The 23675-nt window shown below is 70.9% G+C and carries 17 protein-coding genes and 1 riboswitch; of the genes, 10 read left to right on the top strand and 7 right to left on the bottom strand.

The window, feature by feature from the left end:
• Positions 1-31 precede the first annotated feature (31 nt).
• Both ACWDZ6_RS12845 and ACWDZ6_RS12850 read right to left on the bottom strand, forming a co-directional pair.
• Entirely contained in the window at positions 32-787 is a 756-nt protein-coding gene (locus ACWDZ6_RS12845; RefSeq protein ID WP_389174274.1) for a GNAT family N-acetyltransferase, read from the bottom strand.
• 153 nt (positions 788-940) lie between these two features.
• Complete coding sequence (locus ACWDZ6_RS12850) at positions 941-1999, bottom strand: NlpC/P60 family protein (protein WP_451502966.1); 1059 nt, start codon at positions 1997-1999, stop codon at positions 941-943.
• A 345-nt stretch (positions 2000-2344) separates the two neighbouring features.
• Between ACWDZ6_RS12850 and ACWDZ6_RS12855 the strand changes: the two genes are divergently transcribed.
• A complete protein-coding gene (locus ACWDZ6_RS12855; protein WP_366730036.1) occupies positions 2345-2698 on the top strand; it encodes a hypothetical protein in 354 nt (117 codons plus the stop codon).
• A 124-nt stretch (positions 2699-2822) separates the two neighbouring features.
• On the opposite strand, the gene ACWDZ6_RS12860 is transcribed toward ACWDZ6_RS12855, so the two are convergent.
• The gene (locus ACWDZ6_RS12860) at positions 2823-4001 is read right to left on the bottom strand and encodes an NlpC/P60 family protein (protein ID WP_451502853.1); all 1179 of its coding nucleotides are present in this window, start codon (positions 3999-4001) and stop codon (positions 2823-2825) included.
• 2 nt (positions 4002-4003) lie between these two features.
• A riboswitch (cyclic di-AMP (ydaO/yuaA leader) is annotated at positions 4004-4166 on the bottom strand.
• A gap of 288 nt (positions 4167-4454) precedes the next feature.
• Between ACWDZ6_RS12860 and pcrA the strand changes: the two genes are divergently transcribed.
• Positions 4455-6926, top strand: coding sequence for a DNA helicase PcrA (gene pcrA / locus ACWDZ6_RS12865; RefSeq protein ID WP_451502854.1), 2472 nt, complete (start codon positions 4455-4457; stop codon positions 6924-6926).
• A 189-nt stretch (positions 6927-7115) separates the two neighbouring features.
• Here pcrA and ACWDZ6_RS12870 read toward each other — a convergent pair whose 3' ends face one another.
• Together ACWDZ6_RS12870 and ACWDZ6_RS12875 are read right to left on the bottom strand one after the other, a co-directional pair.
• On the bottom strand, positions 7116-8711 hold the full coding sequence (locus ACWDZ6_RS12870) for a peptidoglycan DD-metalloendopeptidase family protein (protein WP_451502855.1): 1596 nt from the start codon (positions 8709-8711) through the stop codon (positions 7116-7118).
• Positions 8712-8946: 235 nt separating this feature from the next.
• Positions 8947-9819: a lipase family alpha/beta hydrolase gene (locus tag ACWDZ6_RS12875; RefSeq protein ID WP_389174289.1), complete on the bottom strand. Its 873-nt coding sequence runs from the start codon at positions 9817-9819 to the stop codon at positions 8947-8949.
• A gap of 381 nt (positions 9820-10200) precedes the next feature.
• Here ACWDZ6_RS12875 and ACWDZ6_RS12880 point away from each other — a divergent pair, with 381 nt between their 5' ends.
• A complete protein-coding gene (locus ACWDZ6_RS12880) occupies positions 10201-10614 on the top strand; it encodes a cobalamin B12-binding domain-containing protein (RefSeq protein ID WP_366730041.1) in 414 nt (137 codons plus the stop codon).
• Between the two features lie 355 nt (positions 10615-10969).
• Here ACWDZ6_RS12880 and ACWDZ6_RS12885 read toward each other — a convergent pair whose 3' ends face one another.
• On the bottom strand, positions 10970-12589 hold the full coding sequence (locus tag ACWDZ6_RS12885; RefSeq protein ID WP_451502856.1) for a DUF5691 domain-containing protein: 1620 nt from the start codon (positions 12587-12589) through the stop codon (positions 10970-10972).
• Positions 12590-12604: 15 nt separating this feature from the next.
• On the bottom strand, positions 12605-13960 hold the full coding sequence (locus tag ACWDZ6_RS12890) for an SWIM zinc finger family protein (protein WP_451502857.1): 1356 nt from the start codon (positions 13958-13960) through the stop codon (positions 12605-12607).
• Between the two features lie 129 nt (positions 13961-14089).
• On the opposite strand from ACWDZ6_RS12890, the gene ACWDZ6_RS12895 reads away from it, so the two are divergent.
• The 7 genes from ACWDZ6_RS12895 to sucD all read left to right on the top strand — a co-directional run bounded on the left by ACWDZ6_RS12895 (position 14090) and on the right by sucD (position 23604).
• A complete protein-coding gene (locus tag ACWDZ6_RS12895) occupies positions 14090-15202 on the top strand; it encodes an ATP-binding protein (RefSeq protein ID WP_451502858.1) in 1113 nt (370 codons plus the stop codon).
• On the top strand, positions 15199-17790 hold the full coding sequence (locus ACWDZ6_RS12900) for a DUF5682 family protein (RefSeq protein WP_451502859.1): 2592 nt from the start codon (positions 15199-15201) through the stop codon (positions 17788-17790). Before ACWDZ6_RS12895 ends, ACWDZ6_RS12900 begins: the two co-directional genes overlap by 4 nt.
• Positions 17787-18998 carry a VWA domain-containing protein gene (locus ACWDZ6_RS12905; protein WP_451502860.1) on the top strand — a complete coding sequence of 404 codons (1212 nt, stop codon included), beginning with the start codon at positions 17787-17789 and terminating at the stop codon, positions 18996-18998. Before ACWDZ6_RS12900 ends, ACWDZ6_RS12905 begins: the two co-directional genes overlap by 4 nt.
• Positions 18999-19093: 95 nt before the next feature.
• Positions 19094-19996, top strand: a complete 903-nt coding sequence (locus ACWDZ6_RS12910; protein WP_451502861.1) for a hypothetical protein — start codon at positions 19094-19096, stop codon at positions 19994-19996.
• A gap of 107 nt (positions 19997-20103) precedes the next feature.
• On the top strand, positions 20104-21126 hold the full coding sequence (locus tag ACWDZ6_RS12915; RefSeq protein WP_451502862.1) for a hypothetical protein: 1023 nt from the start codon (positions 20104-20106) through the stop codon (positions 21124-21126).
• A 393-nt stretch (positions 21127-21519) separates the two neighbouring features.
• Positions 21520-22698: an ADP-forming succinate--CoA ligase subunit beta gene (sucC, locus tag ACWDZ6_RS12920; RefSeq protein WP_389174313.1), complete on the top strand. Its 1179-nt coding sequence runs from the start codon at positions 21520-21522 to the stop codon at positions 22696-22698.
• 21 nt (positions 22699-22719) lie between these two features.
• Positions 22720-23604 carry a succinate--CoA ligase subunit alpha gene (sucD, locus tag ACWDZ6_RS12925; protein WP_351444744.1) on the top strand — a complete coding sequence of 295 codons (885 nt, stop codon included), beginning with the start codon at positions 22720-22722 and terminating at the stop codon, positions 23602-23604.
• Positions 23605-23675: the final 71 nt, after the last annotated feature.

The raw sequence follows: 23675 nt of genomic DNA on the forward strand, positions 1-23675 counted from the left end.
TGCGGCGGCTTGCTGAGGTGACAGCGATCGCCTACTGGAGTGACATGTCGGTCTTGTCGCCGACCCGCCGGTAGCCGATCCCCGCATAGATCCGCTCGATGTCCGCGTCGCCCGGCTCCAGCCACACGACGCGGCAGCCGCGATCGAAGGCGTTGGCCGTCAGATACGCGGACAGGGCCGCGCCGATGCCGCGGCGGCGGTGCGAGGAGGCGACCGCCAGGCCGCACAGCTCGCTCAGTCCGTCGACCGGGACGGAGCAGCCGCCCGTGGCGACCGGTGTGCCGTCCTTGTCGTCCGTGGCCAGGCCGGCGACTCCGCCGCCCTCAACGGCCCCGCGCAGCCAGGCGATTTCCCCCTCGGTGGGGCCGCCCGTCTCGCCGTACGCGAGATGCTGCACGCCCGCCGCGGCGGTGTACCCGGCCTCGTCGGAGGGCTGGGAGAGGCTGATCCCGTCGACCGGCGGCGGAGCTATGAGGGTTCCCGGCGTGCAGGCCAGCAGTGGCGCGCGGTGCTCGACCCTGAATCCGGCCGCGAGCAGGGCCGGCTCGACCTCGGGCGCGCACGACGGCAGGAACTCCAGGCGTGGCTGCCGGTCGCGCTCGCGGAAGACGGCGATCAGAGCGTTGACCTCTTCGGTGGTCGGCTCCGCTCCGTGGTCCGGGATGGCGTAATTGGCCGGCGGGATGGCCCAGTCGGGGTTGTAGCGCACCGTGAAGGGGCCGACGCGGACGTGATCGGGCGAGCGGAGCGTGAGCGTGCGTACGTAGTTCTGGACGTCGAGGTCCACGAGGGCTCCTGCCGCGATCGGGATCTTGGGACGCCGGGGATGGTGTCACTTCCGTGCGCGGCCGGGCAAGCGGATTTCGAGCGCATTGCGGTGTGTGGAGAGCCGTGGTGTGTGGGGAGCCGTGGTGTGTGTGATGGCTGGGCCGTGCGGTGGCTACGCGGGGCGGGCCGCACCCGCGAAGGGCATCTGGTCGATGGGCGCGATACGGACGGGGGCGCCTGGACGGGGAGCGTGGATCATCTGTCCGCCGCCGATGTAGAGGCCGACATGTGAGACACCGGAGTAGAAGAACACCAGGTCACCAGGGGCTAGTTGAGAGCGCGACACGCGTTCGCCGGTGTTGATCTGGGTGTAGGTGGTGCGGGGCAGCGAGACGCCGGCGGAGCGCCAGGCGGACTGCGTGAGACCGGAGCAGTCGTACGCATTCGGGCCCGTCGCACCCCAGACGTAGGGTTTGCCCAGTGCTCCGTATGCGTACGCGACGGCTTGCGCGGCACGGGGATTGGGGGCCCGGAGCGAGCCGCGGGGGGCGGCGGAGCGGTCGGCGCGGGCATCCGTCGCACCGTCCACGCCGCCGTAGGACGAGTCGTACGCCGTGCGCTGCTCGGCTGTCATCCGGTTCAGCAGACGCTCCGCGGCGGCCAGCTTCTCCTGGATGGTCGCCTTGTGCTCCGCCAACTCGGTCTGGCGGGCCCTGAGGGCACTCATCCGCTCGCTCGCCCGTGCCTTCAACTGTGCGATCTCCACCAGCTGTCGGTGTACGCCGGAGATCGCGTCCGCATGCCGCTCGCCGACCCGCTCGGCGAGAGCGGCGCGCTCCAGATACTGGTCGGGGTCGGAAGTGAGCGCGAGCTGCAGACCGGGGTCGATGCCGCTGGCGCGGTACTGGGCGGTGGCGATCGAACCGAGCGCATTCCGCGAGGTGTTGAGCCGCTCGGTCCTGCGCACTGCCTCGTCGCGCAGCGCGTCGAGCGACCCGCGCGCCTCGGCGGCCTGCTCCTTGGCCCCGTTGTACTTCTCGGTGGCTGCCTCCGCCTCCTGGTACAGCCTGTCGACCTTGGCCTTGACCTGTGCGGGGCTCAACTGGGGCTCGGCCTGCCCGGTGCCTTCGAAAGCGGTGGCGGTCGCTGCGCCGGCGAGCGCGAGGGTGGCGGCGGTACGGGCGGCGGGCCCGGTGAGCGGATGCTGCCTGGGTTTCCGGTGCGCTGCCACGACGGCGTCCACGTCCTTCCGTTCCCTGCCGGTCCGAGTCGGAGTCCGACGGCGGACCGCACAGGGGGAGCGGCCCGCCGCCGGATCCCTCGGCGGTGGTGACCGGCGGCCGCCCGGGAGCTCGGCGGCGATGGAAAGTCGGTCACCTGAGGGAGGACGCTAAACGCGGCGGTCACGGCGAAGAGGCGTAAGGACCGATATTGGCCAAAGGTGGACACGAGCGTGCGCCTTGTGAGAGCCCTGCTCATGATGCCGGACCGCATTCCCCTACCGGTGTGACCGATGAGGCGAACGAGGCCTACCTCCCCGGAGGGTGGTGGTATGGGGACGGTTAGGCTCCGCCTCATGGACGTACTCATCAATGTCTTTGTCGCCCTGCACATCATCGGCATCGCGTCGCTGCTCGGCGGCTTCCTCACTCAGATGAAGGCGATGGGCGCGGGAGAGGCGCGCTTCATCCCGGCGATGCTGCACGGCGCGCTGACGATGCTGGTCACGGGCGTGGTGCTGGTGGGCCTGAACCAGGCCGACGACCAGCCGGTGAACAACCTCAAGATCGGCATCAAGATGGCGGTGCTGATCGTGATCCTGGGCCTGGTGTATGTGAAGCGGGACGAGGAGAAGGTGGACAAGGCGGTGTTCGGGGCGGTGGGCGGACTGACGGTCGCGAACATCTTCATCGCCACGCTCTGGACGTGAGAGCGCCGCTTCTGATGTGAGAGCGGCGCTCCCGATGTGAGAGCGGCGCTTTCCGTACGTGACAACGCCTTCCGTACGTGACAACGCCCGGGCGCGGTCGGGCCCGGGCGTTCCACTTGTTCCGTTATGCCGGACGCACGCTGCCGTAGATCGGCATGTAGTAGATCGACTCCTCGCGGACGTTCGCGCCGGGCTTGGGCGCGTGGATCATCTTGCCGTCGCCGATGTAGATGCCGACGTGGCTGATGTCGTCGTAGAAGAAGACCAGGTCACCCGGGAGCAGATCCTTCGTCGCGACCCGCGTGCCGACCTTCACCTGGTCCCAGGTGGTGCGCGGCAGATCCACGCCGGCCGCCTTCCAGGCGGCCTGGGTCAGTCCCGAGCAGTCGTACGAGCTCGGGCCCGTCGCGCCCCAGACGTACGGCTTGCCCAGCTGCGAACGGGCGAACGACAGGACCTTGTCGGCCTTGGCCGCGTACCTGCTGTCGGCGGTGCCGGATCCCGTGCCCGTGCCTGCGCCCGGCTGCTCCTGCTCCTGGCGCTTTCGTTCCGCCTCCGCGTCGGCGCGGGCCTGCGCCTCCTCCTTGGCCTTGGCCTCGGCCTTACGGCGGGCCGCTTCCTCCTTCTCGCGCTCGATCGCCGCGAGCCGCGCCTTCTCCTCGGCGGTGAGCTTCGACAGCAGCGAACGCGCCTCGCTCAGCTTCGCCTGGACTTCCCGCTTGCTGGTGCGCAGCGCCTGCTGGGAGTCCGTGAGCGACTCGAGACTCTTCGTCGCCTCCGCCCGCTGCTTGGCGGCCGCGGCCCGCTGGGTCTCGTAGTCGTCGATGACGGTGCGCTGACGGTCGGTCATCCGGTCCATCAGCTGGGTCTGGTCGAAGTACGCCTGGGGGCTGTCCGCGAGCAGCAGCGCCGCGGTCGGGGTGACCGCGCCGGTCCGGTACTGCGCGGCCGCGTAGTTGCCCAGGGTGCGCCGGGACTCGTTCAGCTTGTCGGTGCGCTTCGCGGCGTCGTCGAGCAGCTGGTCGACCTCGCGCCGCTTCTCGTCGGTGGATTCCTTGGCCTTGTTGTACTTCTCGGTCGCGGTTCCGGCCTGCCGGTACAGGTCGTCGACCTTCTTCTGCACCTCTTCGACGGAGGGCTTCGGCTCGGCGGGCGCGGCGTTGGCGCTCTGCGTCGACAACAGGGTGACGGAGGCGAGGGCAGCCGTCGTGAACCCGACGGCGGGGGAGTTGGCGCGTAGACCTGCCATTCCGGCAATTCCGGTACGGGCACGCGGTTTGCGATGCGACGCCAAGGCCGGCATCTCCTTCTTCCGTGGACCGCCTACCGGGTTAGCTGTCGGGTTCGGGCGGAACGGAAGATCGCCCTACGGACCGAGAAAGACAGGTCCGATTCACCCCGGTTGTGCATGGTGGGTCCCCGGTTCCGAACTCCCGTGAGGGAAGTCCGAATTCGGCGCAGGCCGCCCGATTCGGCGTGAGTCGCCAGGGGGGGTACGGGCCGCCTGATCGAGCACGGTAGCCAACTCGTGTGGCTGCTGTGAAGGTTGATGTTCGATATGTCCGATACATTTTCGTGACCTTGGCGACTGAGTGGGGAGTCGCTCAGGGGTCGGCGCCGTACGGCATCGCAGCGGAGTGGCCCGGTCGCGCTGCGTCGCCGGTGTTGCCGCGGAAGTCGCTGCCCGGATCGCGACCGGAGTCGTATCCCGATGCGGCCGCGGGCTGTCACTGCGGCGGCCTAGACTCGTAGAGCGATGAGCAGCCTCTTTGACGACAGCTTCCTGGCGGACCTCCGGCCCAGCGCGGAGCAGCACCCGCCACCGCCCGAGGACTCGGCCCCGGAGGAGATCCCGGACGATCTCTTCCAGGGTGCGTTCGACGTGCCTCCGGCCCGGGACCCGTACTACCGCGACGGCGCCCCGCGCACTGTCGTGGACCCCGCCGCCCTGCTCGAGGGGCTGAACGAACAGCAGCGTGCCGCCGTCGTGCACACCGGGTCACCGCTGCTCATCGTGGCAGGGGCGGGGTCCGGCAAGACCCGGGTGCTGACCCACCGGATCGCACATCTGCTGGGGACCCGCAGCGTGCACCCCGGCCAGATACTGGCGATCACCTTCACCAACAAGGCCGCCGGCGAGATGAAGGAACGCGTCGAGCAGCTCGTCGGGCCGCGCGCCAACGCCATGTGGGTCATGACCTTCCACAGCGCGTGCGTCCGCATCCTGCGCCGGGAGTCCAAGAGGCTCGGCTTCACCTCGTCGTTCTCGATCTACGACGCCGCCGACTCCAAGCGCCTGATGGCACTGGTCTGCCGCGATCTGGACCTCGACCCGAAGAAGTTCCCGCCGAAGTCCTTCAGCGCGAAGATCTCGAACCTGAAGAACGAGCTGATCGACGAGGAGACCTTCGCCGACCAGGCTGATGGGGGTACCTCCCAGGACGGAGGCTCTGGGGGAGGTTTTGAGAAGACGCTCGCCGAGGCCTACCGCATGTACCAGGCGAGGCTGCGCGAGGCCAATGCCCTGGACTTCGACGACATCATCATGACCACCGTCCACCTCCTCCAGGCCTTCCCTGACGTCGCCGAGCACTACCAGCGGCGCTTCCGGCACGTCCTGGTGGACGAGTACCAGGACACCAACCACGCTCAGTACACGCTCGTACGCGAGCTGGTGGGGACGGGTCACGAGGACCTGCCGCCGGCCGAGCTCTGCGTCGTCGGCGACGCCGACCAGTCGATCTACGCCTTCCGCGGCGCGACCATCCGCAACATCCTCCAGTTCGAGGAGGACTACCCGGACGCGACGACGATCATGCTCGAACAGAACTACCGCTCGACGCAGACGATCCTCTCCGCCGCCAACGCCGTCATCGAGCGGAACGAAAGCCGCCGGCCCAAGAACCTGTGGACGAACGCCGGCGCCGGCGCGCAGATCACCGGCTATGTCGCGGACACCGAGCACGACGAGGCGCAGTTCGTTGCCGACGAGATCGACAGGCTGACGGACGCGGGCGACGCGAAGGCCGGCGACGTCGCCGTCTTCTACCGTACGAACGCCCAGTCCCGTGTCTTCGAGGAGATCTTCATCCGGGTCGGGCTGCCGTACAAGGTCGTCGGCGGAGTGCGCTTCTACGAGCGCAAGGAGGTCCGGGACGTCCTCGCGTATCTGCGGGTCCTCGCCAACCCCGAGGACAATGTTCCGCTGCGCCGGATCATCAATGTCCCCAAGCGGGGTATCGGCGACCGCGCGGAGGCGATGATCGACGCGCTCGCGCTGCGCGAGAAGATCACTTTCCCGCAGGCACTGCGCCGCGTGGACGAGGCGTACGGCATGGCGGCCCGCTCCGCCAACGCCGTCAAGCGCTTCAACGTGCTCATGGAGGAGCTGCGTACGGTCGTCGACTCGGGCGCGGGTCCGGCGGTGGTGCTGGAGGCGGTCCTCGAGCGGACCGGATATCTCGCCGAACTGCAGGCGTCCACCGACCCGCAGGACGAGACCCGTATCGAGAACCTTCAGGAACTGGCCGCCGTGGCGCTCGAGTTCGAGCAGGAGCGCGGCGAGGAGGACGGCGCGGGCACGCTCGCCGAGTTCTTGGAGAAGGTGGCTCTCGTCGCCGACTCCGACCAGATCCCGGACGAGGACGAGGAGGGGTCCGGTGTCATCACGCTGATGACGCTGCACACCGCCAAGGGCCTCGAATTCCCCGTGGTGTTCCTGACCGGCATGGAGGACGGCGTCTTCCCGCACATGCGCGCCCTCGGCCAGGCGAAGGAGCTGGAGGAGGAGCGGCGGCTTGCGTACGTCGGAATCACGCGCGCCCGCGAGCGCCTCTATCTGACGCGGTCGTCGATGCGCAGTGCGTGGGGTCAGCCCTCGTACAACCCGCCGTCGCGGTTCCTGGAGGAGATCCCGGGCCGCCACCTGGAGTGGAAGCGGACGGGCCCGATGGCCGCGGCCGCCGGTCCGACGTCCGGCATCGCCTCGTCGCTGTCGTCGTCGCGCTCGCGGTCGGGCGGCGGTGCTTCGGGATTCGCCACGCGGCGTACGAGCGACAAGCCGGTGATCGCGCTGGTGGTCGGCGACAGGGTCACACACGACCAGTTCGGTCTGGGGACCGTGGTGGAGGTGAGGGGGTCGGGCGCGGACGCACAGGCGACGATCGACTTCGGGGACACCAAGCCGAAGCGGCTGCTTCTGCGGTACGCGCCGGTCGAGAAGCTGTAGCCGGCTTCGCCGTTACGTCGGTCGTCGCCTTTGGCGGAGTCGCCTTTGCGACGCGCTGTTGTTACGCGGCTCCGTCGTTGCGACGCGCTGTTGTGACGTCGCTCCGTCGTTGCGACGCGCTGTTGTGACGTCGCTCCGTCGTTGCGACGCGCTGTTGTGACGTCGCTCCGTCGTTGCGACGCGCTGTTGTTACGTCGGGTCGAGGCCGTGGCTGCGAAGCCACGGCAGCGGGTCGATCGCCGAGCCGCCGCCCGGCCGGACCTCGAAGTGGAGGTGCGGTCCGGTGGAGTTGCCGGAGTTGCCCGAGTATGCGATGACGTCACCGGCCTTGACCGAACCGGAGCGGATCTTGGTGCTGCTGAGGTGGCAGTACCAGGTCTCGGTGCCGTCGGGTGCGGTGACGATGGCCATGTTGCCGTAGGCGCTGTTCCACTGCGTACGGACGGTGCCGTCGGTCGCGGCCATCACCTCGGTGCCGTACGACACAGGGAAGTCGATGCCGGTGTGCACGGACATCCAGTTGACGCCGGCCTGGCCGTAGTACGCGCTCAGGCCCTGACGTTCCACCGGCAGTACGAACTTGGGGCGCATGGCCTCGCGGCGCTTGGCCTCGTCCTCGCGCTTCTTCTTCTCCGCTTCCTGGCGCGCCTTGAGATCGAGGCGTTCCTGGGTGCGCGACGCACGGTCGCCGAAGTCGCGGGCGTCGGCGCTGAGAGCGGCGAGCTGCGTGTCCATCTTGTTGTTGGCGGCGACGGGCTTCACTGAGGCCGGATCGGCGGCCGCCAGACTGGTCGTGTCCTTGGTGTCGCTGTCGCTGCCGGCGAGGCCGCCGACGGAGGCGGCAGCGATACCGGCGACGCCCATGACGCAGGCGGAGGGCACGGCGACGGTGAGGAGCGCCGAGCGCTTGGCGGGGGTACGGCGGCGGCCTCGGCTTCCGCCGGAACGGCGGACCGGGCGGGGCGTGACGGGTGCGACGGGGGTGAGGGCTTCCTGCTCGAACTCGGCCTCGGGGTCGAGTTCGGATGCGGGCTCGGCTGCCTCGGTGTCGAACTCCGTCTCGAACTCGAACTCGGCGTCGGCCTCGTCGGCGGTGCCGTGCCGAGGCTCCGGCTGGAGGTGGGCCTCGGCCTGGAAGTCCGGCTGATACTCGGCCTGGTACTCGGCCGGGCTGTCGTAGCCGGTCTCGTATCCGGCGTCGACCGTGAACTCGGGCGCCGGACTGAACTCCTGCTCCGGCGTGAACTGTTGCGGTACGTGGGCCTCCGCGCCCGTGTTCCAGGCGGTGGCGTCGTACGAGCCGGTGTCGAAGGCGGGCGCCGCCCACTGGCCGGTCGCGTCGTAAGCGAAGGTGGCCGCGGCGGTCTCGTACTGACCGGTCTGCGCGGTCTGGTTCCAGGCGCCGGCGTCCCACTGGCCGGTGGCGTCGTACTCACCCGCCGTGTCGTACTGACCGGTGGTGCCGTACTGACCGGTGGTGTCGTGCTGCCCGGCCGTACCCCATTGGCCTGTGGTGTCGTACTGGCCCGTGGTGTCGTACTGACCCGTCATGTCGTACTGCGGGAATTGCTGCGTCTGCTGAGGCTGTTGTGCCTGCTGCGTGGCGTAGCCGTCGTAGCCGGCGGTCTGATGAGACCCGGTGTTCCATTGGCTGCTGTCGTGCTGACCGCTGTGGCCCGCCTCGTAACTGCCCGGAAGGGCGCCGAAGAGGGGATCGGCGTCGAAGCTGCCAGTGGAGTGCTCGTCGTATCCGACGTACCCGGCGTGGGCGTGCTGGTCGTTCACCAACTTCTCTCTCGCCTCGGCAGCAGGACCTGGTTCCGGGGCCCGGAAGAGCGGGGGAGCCCCAGAGGGAAAGCAGTGGCGCGACTGTACCCGGCGGTATGCGACGGCGACAATCTTCGGCAGGTTTTAAGCAATCAGGAAACGGGCATTCGGCCGTCTTTCGGGGGACTGCGGGCACAGCTTTGGCCCTACGTTCGAAAAGTGTTCGACATTGGTTGTCCGGCCGGGCGCCGCATCAGGCGACGGAGGCGGCTCCCGAAGTGCCTGCCGCCGACTCGCTCGATTCGAGCGCCTGGCGGATTCCGGTCGCGACGGCGGAGTGGACAGGAAGGGCGAGATGTCCGATTCCGCTGACGCGCACGTTCTGCGCGATGAGGTCCGGGTGGTCGATGCAGGCCGTCTCGACCGGGACCATCACCTGGTCGAGGTCGCTCCAGAAGCTGACGAACCGGGTACGGCATCCTGGCGCGGGCGCGCGCAGCTCCTCGAGCACGGTGGATCCCGGACGCATCTGGCGAACTATCGGATGCGCGCTCGCGAGCGGGGCGACAGTGGTGCCCGAGTGCGGAGTGCCGAGCGTGACCAGGGTGCGTACCCGCTGGTCACCGCCGAGGCACTGCACGTAGTAGCGGGCGATCAGGCCGCCGAGGCTGTGCCCGACGATATCGACCTCGCGGTGCCCCGTACGTGCGCAGATCTCCTCTATGTGCCGGCCGAGCAGATCGGCGGCGGCGCGGATGTCGCACGTCAGAGGGGAGTAGTTGAGGCACTCGAGATGGCGCCAGCCGTGCCGGGCGAGGGAGCGGCGGAGCAGGACGAAGACGGAGCGGTTGTCGACGAAACCGTGGAGCAGGACGGCGGGCGGGTGCGACAGGCCCGGGCCGGTCGGCAGGGTCGCGGTGTGGGGCGGCAGCTCGGCGTTACTCGGTCCGGGGTGGTCCGAGGCTGGGCGGTCGGGGGTGCGGCGCTCCGGGGTGAGGCCGGAAGGGTAGAGGAGCAGATGCCCGGCGAGGATCGCCAGCTCGAGGGCGGTGGCCCGCAGCAGCGCGGCCGAGATCCGTAGGTGTCGCACGGGGCGCAGACACAGCGGAAAGGGCAAGACCTTCATGGCCGACCTCCCGAATGGCACGCTGGAGACGGCTCCGTCCCCCGTTGTGCCCTCATGGGGCGCCGCTCAGGCTCTTGTACGGCTCTGTGCCCGTGCCGGGCCGGTGTCGAAGGGGTCGCAGCACCGCGCCGTGCGGCTGACGGCGCGGTGCTGCGACGACCCTGTAGCGGCTCCCCGTGCGACCGTCCCCGGCGCGGCTTGTGTGCCGCGTGATGCGGGTACGACGCATAGCGAACATGTCCCATGTGTGATTTCCCCCTCGCTACCCACCGTGAAACGGCGGGTTGCGGGATGCTGGAGATAACGTTCGTTCACTTGCCCGGACCTTGGTCGGTACGGGACCCGTGCCCGTGGCGGCGCAGTCGGTATGTGGAGGCAGTGATGGGTGTGACCGGTCCAATCCGCGTGGTGGTGGCCAAGCCGGGTCTCGACGGCCACGATCGCGGGGCCAAGGTGATCGCGCGGGCCCTGCGCGACGCCGGTATGGAGGTCATCTACACCGGGCTCCACCAGACCCCTGAGCAGATCGTCGACACGGCGATCCAGGAGGACGCCGACGCGATCGGCCTGTCCATCCTGTCCGGGGCGCACAACACGCTGTTCGCGAAGGTGATCGAGCTGTTGAAGGAGCGCGAGGCGGAGGACATCAAGGTGTTCGGCGGCGGCATCATCCCGGAGGCGGACATTGCTCCGCTGAAGGAGAAGGGCGTCGCGGAGATCTTCACGCCGGGAGCGACGACGGCGTCGATCGTCGCCTGGGTCAACGCGAACGTCCGCCAGCCTGCGGAAGCGTGAGCCGACGCGGGTGACTGTTGCCGGGTGCGGAACCCTGTTGCCAGGGCAGCCCGGGTCATCCGGCTCCTTGCAGGTGCGGGCGACGGGTGTTGCCCGGGCCGGGTCTTGTGGGGTGCGGGCTCCGGCGCCCCCGGCCTGTCGGGTGCGGGCTCCGGCGCCCCGGCCCGCTTGGTCAGAGGTCCGGAGCCGCCGCACCGGAGCGGCGTGAAGCTGCCGCACGGCGGGGTACGGGGCGTCAGCCTCGCGGTCTGGCGCAGCTACCCCTGGCCCCTACCCATGACCCGCATCTCCGAGCATGCCCAGCGGCCCAGGTGCCCATGGCCCGCCCCGCCGGCCCCGCATCCCTGACCCGCCCCTACTCCGCCGGACCCCGCAGCTCCGCCCCCATCGTCGCGCGCAGCCGGAGCGTCGAGACCAGGCGCTGGAACGCCTCCGACCAGTAACCGCCCGCGCCCGGTGACGCTCCCTCCGGCTCGTCGGGCGTGGCCGTGAGGATCTCCAGGCGGCCGGCCTCCTCCGGCGCCAGGCAGCGCTCGGCCAGGCCCATCACTCCGCTGAAGCTCCACGGGTAGCTGCCCGCGTCCCGCGCGATGTCGAGCGCGTCGACCACCGAACGGCCCAGCGGCTCCGACCACGGGACCTGGCAGACCCCCAGCAGCTGGAACGCCTCCGAGAGCCCGTGCGCCGCGATGAATTCCGCGACCCAGCCCGCCCGTTCATCCGCCGGCAGCGCCGCGAGCAGCTTCGCCCGCTCGGCGAGCGACGTCGTGCCGGGCCCGGTCTCCGGTGGGGTGCCAGGTGGGCCGAGGAGGGCCCGGGACCACTCCGCGTCCCGCTGCCGCACCGCCGCCCTGCACCACGCCGCGTGCAGCTCGTCCCCCCAGTCGTCGGCGACGGGCATCGCGACGAGCTCGTCGGCCGTGCGCCCGCCGAGCCGCGCCGGCCAGGTCGCCAGGGGCGCCGCCTCCACCAACTGGCCCAGCCACCAGGATCGTTCGCCCCGTCCCGACGGCGGATTCGGCACCACGCCGTCGCGCTGCATATCGGCATCGCACTCGTGCGGCGCCTCCACCGCGATTGCCGCGCCGGTTCCGTCACCGCTGCGGTCCAGGCTTATGCACGAAGCCGCCCGCGCCGCCATCCGCCCGGCGAGTGCGGAGTGCGGCAGTGCCGAGAGCAGCTCGGCCGCCGTGGCGCGGACATTGCGGCTGCGGTCGGAGAGGGCCTTTTCCAGGAACGCCTCGTCCGCGTCGGACAGTCCCGTACGCAATGAGTCCAGGAACATCAGACGGTCCTCGGCGCGCTCCGTGGACCAGGTCGCCGCCAGCAGCGCCAGTGCCTTATCCGCGTCGTGCGCCCGTACGGCGGCCAGCAGCGCGACCCGTTCGGCGAACAGCCCTTCCTCCCAGAGACGTCGGACGGCCTCCGCGTCATCCGGGTCCAAAAGCGTGGGGCCGCCGGACGCCCCGCGCAGCGCGAACTTCCACTCCGGGTTGAGCCGGGCGAGCCACAGCCCGCGCGGCCCGGCGAAGGTGAGAGCCTGCGGCCGCAGATCCGTACGCGCACGGGCCGCGTCCAGCAGCGCGGGCAGCACGGACGCCGGCGCCTGGTACTTGTGATCGTTGGCCGCGGCCAGCCACTGGGGGAGCAGCTCGGTCAGATCCGGCGCCGTACCGCGCCGCCCCCCGGCGGACGGGGCGGACCGGTCTGCCAGCAGCTGGGCGAGCCGGCGCCGGGCGCGCGCGGGCAGCCGCGGCCGCGCGTCGTGCGGCGCGGGCTCAGGGAGGGCGGCGGCGGGTGCGGGCAGCAGTCCCGCCCTGCGCCGTCCGGTCTGCAGGGCCGCGGCGTCCAGCAGCCCGGCCGGCGCGTGCTTGCCCGGTGTCAGGACTTCGGCCGGTGGCGTACGGCGGTCGGTGCCGAGGAGAGCCGAGGTGACGAGCTCTTCCCAGAGTGAGGTGCTGGTGGTGCCAGTCATGGGTCCTCCGTACGTTCAGATGAGCGGGACCGTCTCGGACCCGTCCTCGGACCAGGCGGCGAGCGGCGAGAAGCCCTGGTGGCCGCACTCGCCGAAGACGGTGACAGGTCCGCCGCCGGAGAGCGCCACGAGCTTCAGCAGCCCGGGGCGGGCGAGCGCGGCGGGCGCGACGGGCAGCGCGGTCCCGCCATCGGCGTCCGCCAGTTGCCACCCTGGGCTCGTGGGGACGGGTATGACTCCGCTCAGAGTCACCGGCCAGGAATCCAGCCAGGGATCGTCCCGCAGCGCCCGCCCGTACGCATCGAGGGCCGCCGCGGTAGGCCCTCCCGGCGGAGGTGAGGCGATCGCGACGGGGGCGCCGAACTGCTCGCCCAGGTCCGCCCGCAGCTGCCCCGCGCCCGCGTACGGAGTGAGCTCCGCGTCGATCGTCAGCCCCACCGGAAGCGCCTGCTGCGGGGACCGGCCTGCCGCGCCGAAGGAGAGCAGCAGCGCCGTGCGCCCCGATTCCCGCCCGTACAGCCAGATGCGGCGGGTGGTGATTTTGCCGTCCGAGGAGTCGTACTGGGCCAGGATCAGCCAGCGGTCCCGGACCGGCGGGCCTTCGGCCGGCGAGGTGAGGCCGACCCGGGTGCGGACCGTCGCTGCGAGCGGCTCCGGCAGCCGCTCGATGCCCAGCCAGGCCGCGTCCAGCAGATGGATCAGCGCGCACTCCTCCAGCAGCCGCACCGGCCAGCCCGGCCCGGAGCCCGGGATCGCGCCCAACTCCCGTACCCGCGCGGCCAGGCCCGGTGCCTGCGCGTCGACCATGCGGGCCGCGGTCTCCTCCCACAGCCCGTACCCCGACTGCTCGGCCGCGGCCAGGCCGCCGCGCAGCAGATCCGCCAGCCGCCGCTCCAGCTCCGTCGCTCCCGCGGTGATCCGCCCCGCCCGGCGTTCGGCCCGGCGCCTGGCCGCCTCCGGGTCCGCGGACTTCGGGGACTGTCCCGTGCCCGCGTCGCCCTGTTCCTGTTCCTTGTCCGTGGCCCGCTTTCGGCGCCCTTCCAGCCACTCCTCGGCCCAGTCCGGGGTCGTGGAGTCCGGTACCGCCTCTTCGTCCGCCGCCCAGAGCAGCAGCAGCCCCAGCGCGTGCTTGCACGGGAACTTCCGGCTCGGGCAACTGCACTTGTAGGCGGGGCCCGTGGTGTCGACAACCGTCTGGTAGGGCTTGCTGCCGCTGCCCTTGCACAGGCCCCAGACACCCCCCGATCCGCTGCTGCCCGTACCGGACCACGGCCCGGCCGCGCCGAGTTTGTTTCCCGCTCTGCGTGACGCGTCGTCAGGAGCCAGAGCCAGCACCTGTTCCGACGTCCAGCGCACCCCCTGCTGATTCATGGGAACGACGCTACGGGCCACCACTGACAATCGGCTCCGACCTGCGGAAACGGTCGATTGTCAGTGGCATGGTGCACGGTGGGACTCACATCGGGTCGAACGATCTGGAACCGATCTGGAGGGGGATCCATGACCGTGTCCGAAACCGGCGCAGCCACCGGCGCCGAGGCCCTGCGGCCGCATGCCGAGGATGCTTTCGCCGACGAGCTCAAGACGCTCGCCGCGGCCGACGACCGGCCGCGGCCCGCCAGATGGCGGCTGTCGCCGTGGGCCGTCGCCACCTATCTGCTCGGCGGCACGCTGCCCGACGGCACGGTGATCACACCCAAGTACGTGGGGCCGCGCCGGATCGTCGAGGTGGCCGTCACCACTCTGGCAACCGACCGGGCACTGCTGCTCCTCGGCGTGCCGGGCACCGCCAAGACCTGGGTCTCCGAGCATCTCGCCGCGGCCGTCAGCGGCGACTCCACCCTGCTCGTGCAGGGCACGGCGGGCACGCCGGAAGAGGCGATTCGCTACGGCTGGAACTACGCGCAGCTGCTCGCCCACGGCCCCAGCCGGGATGCGCTGGTGCCGAGCCCCGTCATGCGTGCGATGTCAGAGGGCATGACCGCTCGGGTCGAGGAGCTCACCCGTATCCCCGCGGACGTGCAGGACACGCTGATCACGATCCTTTCCGAGAAGACGCTGCCCATCCCTGAGTTGGGGCAGGAGGTGCAGGCGGTCCGCGGGTTCAATCTCATCGCCACCGCCAATGACCGCGACCGCGGGGTCAACGACCTCTCCAGCGCGCTGCGCCGCCGGTTCAACACCGTCGTGCTGCCGCTGCCCGCCACTGCGGAGGCCGAGGTCGACATCGTGTCGCGCCGCGTCGACCAGCTGGGGCGCTCGCTCGATCTGCCGGCCGCGCCGGAGGGACTGGAGGAGATCCGCCGTGTGGTCACCGTCTTCCGGGAGCTGCGGGACGGGGTCTCGGCGGACGGCCGCACCAAGCTCAAGTCGCCCTCGGGGACGCTCTCCACGGCCGAGGCGATCTCTGTGGTCACGGGCGGTCTCGCGCTCGCCGCGCACTTCGGTGACGGCGTGCTGCGTCCTGGTGATGTGGCGGCCGGCATTCTCGGCGCGGTCGTACGCGACCCGGCGGCGGACCGGGTCATCTGGCAGGAGTACCTGGAGACGGTGGTCCGAGAGCGCGACGGGTGGAAGGACTTCTACCGCGCCTGCCGCGAGGTGAGCGTATGACCGGCCCCCTGCTGCTGGGCGTCCGCCACCACGGGCCGGGCTCGGCCCGGGCGGTGCGGGCCGCGCTGGAGGCGGCGTCGCCCGCGGTCGTGCTGATCGAGGGACCGCCCGAGGGCGACGCGCTGCTGGCGCTCGCCGCGGACGAGCAGATGCGCCCGCCGGTCGCGCTTCTCGCGCACGCTGTGGACGACCCGGGGCGGGCGGCGTTCTGGCCGCTGGCCGAGTTCTCCCCGGAGTGGGTGGCGCTCCGCTGGGCGCTCGGACGCGGGGTCCCGGTCCGGTTCATCGACCTCCCCGCGGCGCATTCGCTGGCGCAGGCGGCGGAGGAGGAGTCGTCGAGCCCGGAAGCCGCCGACGGCGAGCCAGGTCCACCTGCCGGGGCCGAGCCGCCCGAGGGCTGCGGTGCCGGGGCGGGTGCGCCCCGAGCGGGGGCGGGCAGCGTCGACCCCGGAGGCCCGGCGTCGGTCGGACCGAGCGGGGTCGCACCGCTTCCGGGCCAGGCGCCCGAGGGCAGCGGTGCCGGGGGTCCGGTGGCAACACCGGGAGCGGCCGCGCCCGCTGGAAACCTGGCGCCCGACGGGGGGACGCCCGGTGCGCGGGGCGGCGACGGCGCGGGGCCGCACATGGTCGGGCCCAAGGGCGAGCGCGGTGCTCCCGACACCAGTGGGCTGCGGATCGATCCCATCGCCGTGCTTGCCGAGACGGCCGGATACGACGATCCCGAGCGGTGGTGGGAAGACGTCATCGAGCATCGCGGTACGGCATCCGGCGTGGCTGACGCCCGCGCGCCCTTCGCCGCACTCGGGGACGCCATGGCCGCGCTGCGCGAGACATACGGGCACGGCGGACACGACCGGGATCTCGCCCGCGAGGCACATATGCGGATCCAAATCCGTGCCGCGCGAAAGGAGTTCGGAGACGAGGTCGCCGTCGTCTGCGGCGCCTGGCATGTGCCCGCGCTCGAGGAGAAGACAACCCTCGCCGCCGACAAGGCACTTCTCAAGGGGCTGCCCAAGGTCAAGACCGAGATGACCTGGGTGCCCTGGACCTACCGCAGGCTCGCCCGGCACAGCGGATACGGCGCCGGCATCGACTCGCCCGGTTGGTACGGGCATCTCTTCGGCGTGGCCGACCGGCCCGTCGAGCGCTGGATGACCAAGGTCGCCGGGCTGCTGCGTGACGAGGACAGGCTGGTCTCCTCCGCCCATGTCATCGAGGCCGTACGGCTCGCCGAGACCCTCGCCGCCATGCGCGGCCGGCCCCTCGCCGGGCTGACCGAGACGACCGACGCGATACGGGCCGTGATGTGCGAGGGCTCCGATGTGCCGCTCGACCTCATCCGGGACCGGCTCGTCGTCGGGGATGTGCTCGGCGAGGTGCCGGACGCCGCGCCCGCCGTGCCGCTGCAGCGCGACCTGACCCGGCTTCAGCGAAGCCTGCGGATCAAACCGGAGGCACTGGAGCGGGAGCTGGAGCTGGACCTGCGCAAGGAGACCGACGCGGCGAAGAGTCGGCTGCTGCACCGGCTTCGGCTGCTCTCCATCGGCTGGGGCGAGCCCGTCACGGGGCGGGGGAGCACCGGCACATTCCGGGAGAGCTGGCGGCTGCGCTGGGAGCCGGAGCTCTTCGTCAAGGTGGCGGAGGCCGGAGTGTGGGGCACGACCGTGCTCTCCGCCGCCACGGCCAAGGCCGAGTCGAAGGCGGTGTCCGCGACCGCTCTCGCCGAGGTCACCGCGCTCGCCGAACAGTGCCTGCTGGCCGAACTGCCCGACGCGCTGCCCGTGGTGATGCGGGCGCTGGCCGACCGCGCCGCACTCGACGCGGACGTCGGTCATCTCGCCCAGGCACTGCCTGCCCTCGCCCGCTCGCTGCGGTACGGGGACGTGCGGTCGACCGACACGGTCGCGCTCGGTGAGGTCGCGGCCGGTATTGCCGAGCGGATCTGCGTAGGCCTGCCGCCCGCTTGCACCGGACTCGACGCGGACGGCGCGGCCGGGATGCGGGGCCATCTGGACGGCGTGCACACCGCGATCGGGCTGCTGCCGAGGGGCCGTGAGCTGATCGAGCGCTGGGGATCGGTCCTGCATCGGCTCGCGGGCCGGGACACCGTGCCCGGAGTCATACGCGGCAGGGCCGCACGGCTGCTGCTGGACGACGGACGGCTCGAGGAGGACGAGGCCGCACGGCTCATGGGCCTCGCGCTGTCGGCCGGCACACCGCCCGCCGACGCGGCCGCCTGGATCGAGGGTTTCGTCGGCGGTGCTTCCGGCGGCGGAATGCTCCTGGTCCACGACGAGCGACTGCTCGCCCTCGTGGACACCTGGCTGAGCGGCGTGCCCGCGGACGCGTTCACCGACGTACTGCCGCTGCTGCGCCGCACCTTCTCGGCCTACGAACCGGGCGTGCGCCGCACCCTGGGAGAGCTGGTCCGGCGCGGACCCGCGGCGGCTTCCGGTCCCGCACACGCCGAGTCCACGATGCCCGGTTTCGGCGCCGGTCTCGACGGGCAGCGGGCGGACGCGGTGCTGCCGGTGCTGCGCCTGCTCCTCGGAATCGACGACAACGACCTCGCGGGGGTGGCCCGATGAGCGCGGCGACAGCGAACGAGACCGCCGGCGAGAGCGCGGCCGCGAGTGCGAGTGGAACCGGCGGCGAGCGGCTGCGGCGGTGGCGGCTCGTGCTGGGCGGTGACGCCGCCGACGGAACCGGCTGCGCGCTCGGCGGCACCGACGCGGCGATGGACGGCGCCCTGAACGCCCTCTACGGCACGGGCAAGGACAAGGGCACCGCCGGCAACCGCTCGGCCGGGCTCGGGGCGTCCGCACCGTCCGTCGCGCGCTGGCTCGGCGACATCCGCACCTACTTCCCGAGCTCCGTCGTCCAGGTCATGCAGCGTGACGCGATCGACCGTCTCGGGCTGTCCACGCTGCTGCTGGAGCCGGAGATGCTGGAGGCCGTGGAGGCGGACGTCCATCTCGTCGGCACCCTGCTCTCCCTCAACAAGGCTATGCCCGAGACGACCAAGGAGACGGCCAGGACCGTCGTACGCAAGGTCGTCGACGATCTCGAGAAGCGGCTCGCGACGCGCACCAGGTCCACCCTCACCGGTGCACTCGACCGGTCCGCGAGGATCAGCCGCCCGCGCCACCGGGACATCGACTGGGACCGGACCATCCGGGCCAATCTCAAGAACTACCTTCCGGAGTTCAACACCGTCGTCCCCGAGCGGCTCATCGGATACGGACGCGCGTCCCAGTCGGTCAAGAAGGACGTGGTGCTCTGCATCGACCAGTCGGGCTCCATGGCGGCGTCCGTCGTCTACGCCTCCGTCTTCGGCGCGGTCCTCGCGTCCATGCGCTCCATCGCCACGCGTCTCGTCGTCTTCGACACCGCCGTCGTCGACCTCACCGACCAGCTCGACGACCCCGTGGACGTCCTCTTCGGCACTCAACTCGGCGGCGGCACCGACATCAACAGAGCGCTCGCGTACTGCCAGTCGCAGATCACCCGCCCCGCCGACACCGTCGTCGTGCTCATCAGCGACCTCTACGAGGGCGGTATACGGGACGAGATGCTGAAGCGGGTCGCGGCGATGAAGGCGTCCGGTGTGCAATTCGTCGCACTGCTGGCGCTCTCGGACGAGGGGACGCCGGCGTACGACCACGAGCACGCGGCGGCGCTGGCGGCCCTGGGCGCACCGGCGTTCGCCTGTACGCCCGATCTTTTCCCGGATGTGATGGCCGCCGCGATCGAGAAGAGACCATTGCCCATATCGGACATGGTGACTCATCAGTAACAGGGGGCTTGCGTCCCCCCGGGAGGCTCGTGCGAGCATCGTCCCGATCCCCCGCGGAAGGTCCACTTCCGCCGACCGGGAAGGTTCCTCTCACTGTGACCGTCGCAGCCGCTCGTTCCGCTGCCGTCCTGTGCGCACTGCGCCGGGCGGCGGGCGAGCGGCGTGCGCTGCAAGTGGTGCTGTTCCTCGGGGGACTTATGACCCTCGGTTGTCTCTACGGCGGCCAGGCGCACGCGTCGGAGTCGGCGGGTATGCCGGAATCGACGGTGTCGGCCGAGACCAGGGTGAGCGTCGCGCCGCCGACCCGGCCGGCCCCGGCGCGCGAACTGCGGCGCGTGGCGGCGGACTCCGCCGATGCCGGCCCCACCGAAACGGTCGACGCCGCGACGTCCGCGCAATCCGTGCGGCCGGGCCGACCCGGCCGGGCCGCGCAGCCCGTCCGGACCGTTCGCCGAGTGGTGAAGCCGGCCGCGGACACTGTGCGGGGCGTCGTACTGCCGGTGGCCCGGCCGCTGACCGGGGCTCTCAGCGAGACACTGAACGGGCTCCTCCCCGTGCCGCTGCCGCCTCCGGGCGACGGCGCGGACCAGGGCCTCACGCCGCAGTACCCCGCCGACAGGCCCGTGGACGACTCCGCGGACCGCTTCACGGCCGACGACCTCGCGGACTCCGTCCCTTCCCGGTGGTTCGGCGGGGCAGGCACCACGGCCGGTCCGGTCGGCGGGTACGACGGCGCCTTTGGTCCCGGACAGGCCGAAGTCCGGTACGAGCGGCCCGCAACGGCACCCGCGCCGACTCAAGTCCCCGGCAAGCCCTGCGACTCCACCCACGGCGTCCTGCAGCAGTCCGGCGAGATTCACACACCGCGTACGGGAGACCAGCACGCGGCCACCAGCGTCTACGGCACGCCGTTCGCCCTCGTACCGGGCGCCGGCTGGGTCGCGGCCGGAACGCCGCCCCGCGAACGACCGCGCGACATCCTCGAATTCCCCGGCTAGGGCAGTCCTTTCCCCGCTCAAGACCTGCCGCGCGGGGGCGGGACAGGTCTGCCCGCCAACCGGATAGTTCCGGACAGCCGAACGAATTCGAAGGATCTGACGTAAGCATGCATAAGAACATCCGCCGTTCCATAGCCGTCGCTGCCACGGCCACCGGCATGTGGGCTCTCGGGACCGCCGCGGCCAGCGCCGACGAGGTGCACGTCTCCGTTCCGCACTCCACGCCCGACGAGGCGGCCGACGCAGTCGAGGACGTCAAGGCTGTCGACGTGGTCAAGGACGCCACTGCCGTCCAGGGCGCCAAGGACGCCGCCGCCGACGCCAAGGGCACCGCTGCCGGCACGGCCGCTCAGGCCAAGAACACCGCGGCCGCCAGGACCGCTCAGGCCAAGAACACCGCGGCCGCCAGGACCGCTCAGGCCAAGGGCACGGCTACCGGCACCGCTGCCCAGGCCCGCCACTACGCCGAGGCCGGGCTCCCCGCGTACCAGGTGCCGGCCACCCCCGACGCGGCCGACGTCCAGGGCGAGATCGACTACCTCTTCGGTCCGCTCGCCGACTTCGCGCCGCAGCTCGCTGAGCAGGCCCCGTCCCAGGTCCACTACGAGGCCGAGGGCGCCGTCGCCGCCGCCACTCCGCTCGCCGCCGCCGCCGCGCAGGACACCCTGCCGCCCATCGCCTACCGTGCTGTGAGCGGTGTGCTCCCGGTCGCGGGTCAGGCGGTCGGCGACGTCGACGGTTTCGCCCAGGGCGTGGTCGGTGACGTGACGCCGTTCGCAGGTGGCGTCGTGGGCGAGGTCCAGCCCCTCGCCGGTGGAGTCGTCTCCGAGGTCCAGCCCTTCGCGGGTGGGGTCGTCGGTGCGGTCCGGCCGCTCGTCGAAACCGTCGTCGACCATGCCCAGCCGGTCGTGCATGGCGTCGGCGGCAGCGCCGGCACCCTGGCGCAGGGCGTCGTGGCCGATGCCACGCCGTTCGCCGGTGGTGTCGCCTCCGAGGTCCAGCCGTTCGCGCAGCACGTGTACGGCACGGCCGGCTCGACGCCGCTCGCCGGGAACGCCGTCTCCGGCGTCCAGGGCGTGGCCTCCTCGACCACCCCGGGCTATGTGTCGCACCTGACGCAGGGCATCTGACGCAAGGCAGGCGTCACAGACAAGCGGCACATGTGACGAAGGGCATCTGACAGGCGGGTCCGATGTTCCCGGGCGGTCCTCATTGGGGTGGGGGCCGCCCGGTCCTGTTCGCAGCCGCGATCCCGCCGCCCGTATCCAGCGGCAAGATGACCCCGTGTCCGCCTCGTGTCCACGTCCGACGCGGCCGCGCGTGCGCTCTGTGACAGGTATCACCGCTCAGGTGTGATCTGCGATTTAGGGACCTCGGGCCCACGGGGATAACCTGCGAGACGGACATGCCGCGTACTCGGACACCGTGTACGCCTCCCTCAGTGACAGCGCAGTCACGTTGCCCTTCGCGGCACGCCCACGCAGAAAACGAACCGCGAGACCACTGAAAAGGGACGGACGCGCGTGGACCTGTTCGAGTACCAGGCGAGGGACCTCTTCGCCAAGCACGGTGTACCGGTGCTGGCCGGTGAAGTCATTGACACGCCTGAGGCGGCGCGCGAAGCCACCGAGAAGCTGGGTGGCAAGTCGGTCGTCAAGGCGCAGGTGAAGGTCGGCGGCCGCGGCAAGGCCGGCGGCGTGAAGCTGGCGGCCACCCCGGACGAGGCTGTCGCCCGTGCGACGGACATTCTCGGCATGGACATCAAGGGCCACACGGTCCACAAGGTGATGATCGCCGAGACTGCCCCCGAGATTGCCGAGGAGTACTACGTTTCGTACCTCCTCGACCGTACCAACCGCACCTTCCTCGCCATGGCGTCCGTCCAGGGCGGCATGGACATCGAGGAGGTCGCGGAGAAGACCCCCGAAGCCCTCGCGAAGGTTCCGGTCAACGCCGTGGACGGCGTGACGATCGAGAAGGCCCGCGAGATCGTCGCCCAGGCGCAGTTCCCGGCCGCGGTTGCCGAGCAGGTCGCCGAGGTTCTGGTGACGCTGTGGGACACCTTCGTCGCCGAGGACGCGCTCCTCGTCGAGGTCAACCCGCTCGCGAAGGTCGCCGACGGCCGCATCATCGCGCTGGACGGCAAGGTGTCCCTCGACGAGAACGCCGACTTCCGCCAGCCCGATCACGAGGCGCTCGAGGACAAGGACGCAGCCAACCCGCTCGAGGCTGCCGCCAAGGCCAAGAACCTCAACTACGTCAAGCTCGACGGCGAGGTCGGCATCATCGGCAACGGCGCGGGTCTGGTCATGTCGACCCTCGACGTCGTCGCGTACGCCGGTGAGGCGCACGGCGGTGTGAAGCCCGCCAACTTCCTCGACATCGGTGGCGGCGCCTCGGCCGAGGTCATGGCGAACGGCCTCGAGATCATTCTCGGCGACCCGGACGTGAAGTCCGTCTTCGTCAACGTCTTCGGTGGCATCACCGCGTGCGACGAGGTCGCCAACGGCATCGTCCAGGCCCTGGCACTGCTCAAGTCCAAGGGCGAGGAAGTCAACAAGCCGCTGGTCGTGCGCCTCGACGGCAACAACGCGGAGCTGGGTCGCAAGATCCTGTCCGACGCCAACCACCCGCTCGTGCAGCGCGTGGACACCATGGACGGCGCGGCCGACAAGGCCGCTGAGCTCGCGGCTGCGAAGTAAGGGACGAGGGACTCCAACACCATGGCTATCTTCCTCACCAAGGACAGCAAGGTCATCGTCCAGGGCATGACCGGCGCCACCGGCATGAAGCACACCAAGCTCATGCTCGCTGACGGCACCAACATCGTCGGCGGTGTGAACCCGCGCAAGGCCGGCACGTCCGTCGACTTCGACGGCACCGAGGTGCCCGTCTTCGGCTCCGTCGCCGAGGCGATGGAGAAGACCGGCGCAAACGTCTCCGTCGTCTTCGTGCCGCCGGCCTTCGCCAAGGCCGCCGTCGTCGAGGCTATCGACGCCGAGATCGGTCTCGCGGTCGTCATCACCGAGGGCATCGCTGTCCACGACTCGGCCGCCTTCTGGGCGTACGCCGGCTCGAAGGGCAACAAGACCCGGATCATCGGTCCGAACTGCCCCGGCCTGATCACCCCCGGCCAGTCCAACGCCGGCATCATCCCGGGCGACATCACCAAGCCGGGCCGCATCGGTCTCGTGTCCAAGTCGGGCACGCTGACCTACCAGATGATGTACGAGCTCCGTGACATCGGCTTCTCCTCGGCCGTCGGCATCGGTGGCGACCCGGTCATCGGCACGACGCACATCGACGCCCTCGCGGCGTTCGAGGCCGACCCCGAGACCGACCTGATCGTCATGATCGGCGAGATCGGCGGCGACGCCGAGGAGCGTGCGGCCGACTACATCGCCAAGAACGTGACCAAGCCGGTCGTCGGCTACGTCGCGGGCTTCACGGCGCCCGAGGGCAAGACCATGGGCCACGCCGGCGCCATCGTCTCCGGCTCCTCCGGCACCGCGCAGGCGAAGAAGGAGGCCCTCGAGGCCGCGGGCGTCAAGGTCGGCAAGACGCCGACCGAGACGGCCAAGCTGGCACGCGCGATCCTCGCCGGCTGACCTTCGCGACAACGCGGTACGCACAGCAGCGCGCAGTACGTACGAGTGGGCCCGCTCCTCCTGGTGAGGTG

This window comes from Streptomyces sp. NPDC002926 (assembly GCF_053591755.1).

What these genes read in the sequence shown, in the direction of transcription:
- pcrA (WP_451502854.1), top strand. Translation starts at nt 4,455, where the DNA reads ATGAGCAGCCTCTTTGACGACAGCTTCCTGGCGGACCTCCGGCCCAGC.
- ACWDZ6_RS12885 (WP_451502856.1), bottom strand. Translation starts at nt 12,589, where the DNA reads ATGACTGGCACCACCAGCACCTCACTCTGGGAAGAGCTCGTCACCTCG.
- ACWDZ6_RS12905 (WP_451502860.1), top strand. Translation starts at nt 17,787, where the DNA reads ATGAGCGCGGCGACAGCGAACGAGACCGCCGGCGAGAGCGCGGCCGCG.
- ACWDZ6_RS12875 (WP_389174289.1), bottom strand. Translation starts at nt 9,819, where the DNA reads ATGAAGGTCTTGCCCTTTCCGCTGTGTCTGCGCCCCGTGCGACACCTA.
- ACWDZ6_RS12895 (WP_451502858.1), top strand. Translation starts at nt 14,090, where the DNA reads ATGACCGTGTCCGAAACCGGCGCAGCCACCGGCGCCGAGGCCCTGCGG.
- sucD (WP_351444744.1), top strand. Translation starts at nt 22,720, where the DNA reads ATGGCTATCTTCCTCACCAAGGACAGCAAGGTCATCGTCCAGGGCATG.
- ACWDZ6_RS12900 (WP_451502859.1), top strand. Translation starts at nt 15,199, where the DNA reads ATGACCGGCCCCCTGCTGCTGGGCGTCCGCCACCACGGGCCGGGCTCG.
- ACWDZ6_RS12855 (WP_366730036.1), top strand. Translation starts at nt 2,345, where the DNA reads ATGGACGTACTCATCAATGTCTTTGTCGCCCTGCACATCATCGGCATC.
- ACWDZ6_RS12915 (WP_451502862.1), top strand. Translation starts at nt 20,104, where the DNA reads ATGCATAAGAACATCCGCCGTTCCATAGCCGTCGCTGCCACGGCCACC.
- ACWDZ6_RS12860 (WP_451502853.1), bottom strand. Translation starts at nt 4,001, where the DNA reads ATGCCGGCCTTGGCGTCGCATCGCAAACCGCGTGCCCGTACCGGAATT.
- ACWDZ6_RS12880 (WP_366730041.1), top strand. Translation starts at nt 10,201, where the DNA reads ATGGGTGTGACCGGTCCAATCCGCGTGGTGGTGGCCAAGCCGGGTCTC.
- ACWDZ6_RS12890 (WP_451502857.1), bottom strand. Translation starts at nt 13,960, where the DNA reads ATGAATCAGCAGGGGGTGCGCTGGACGTCGGAACAGGTGCTGGCTCTG.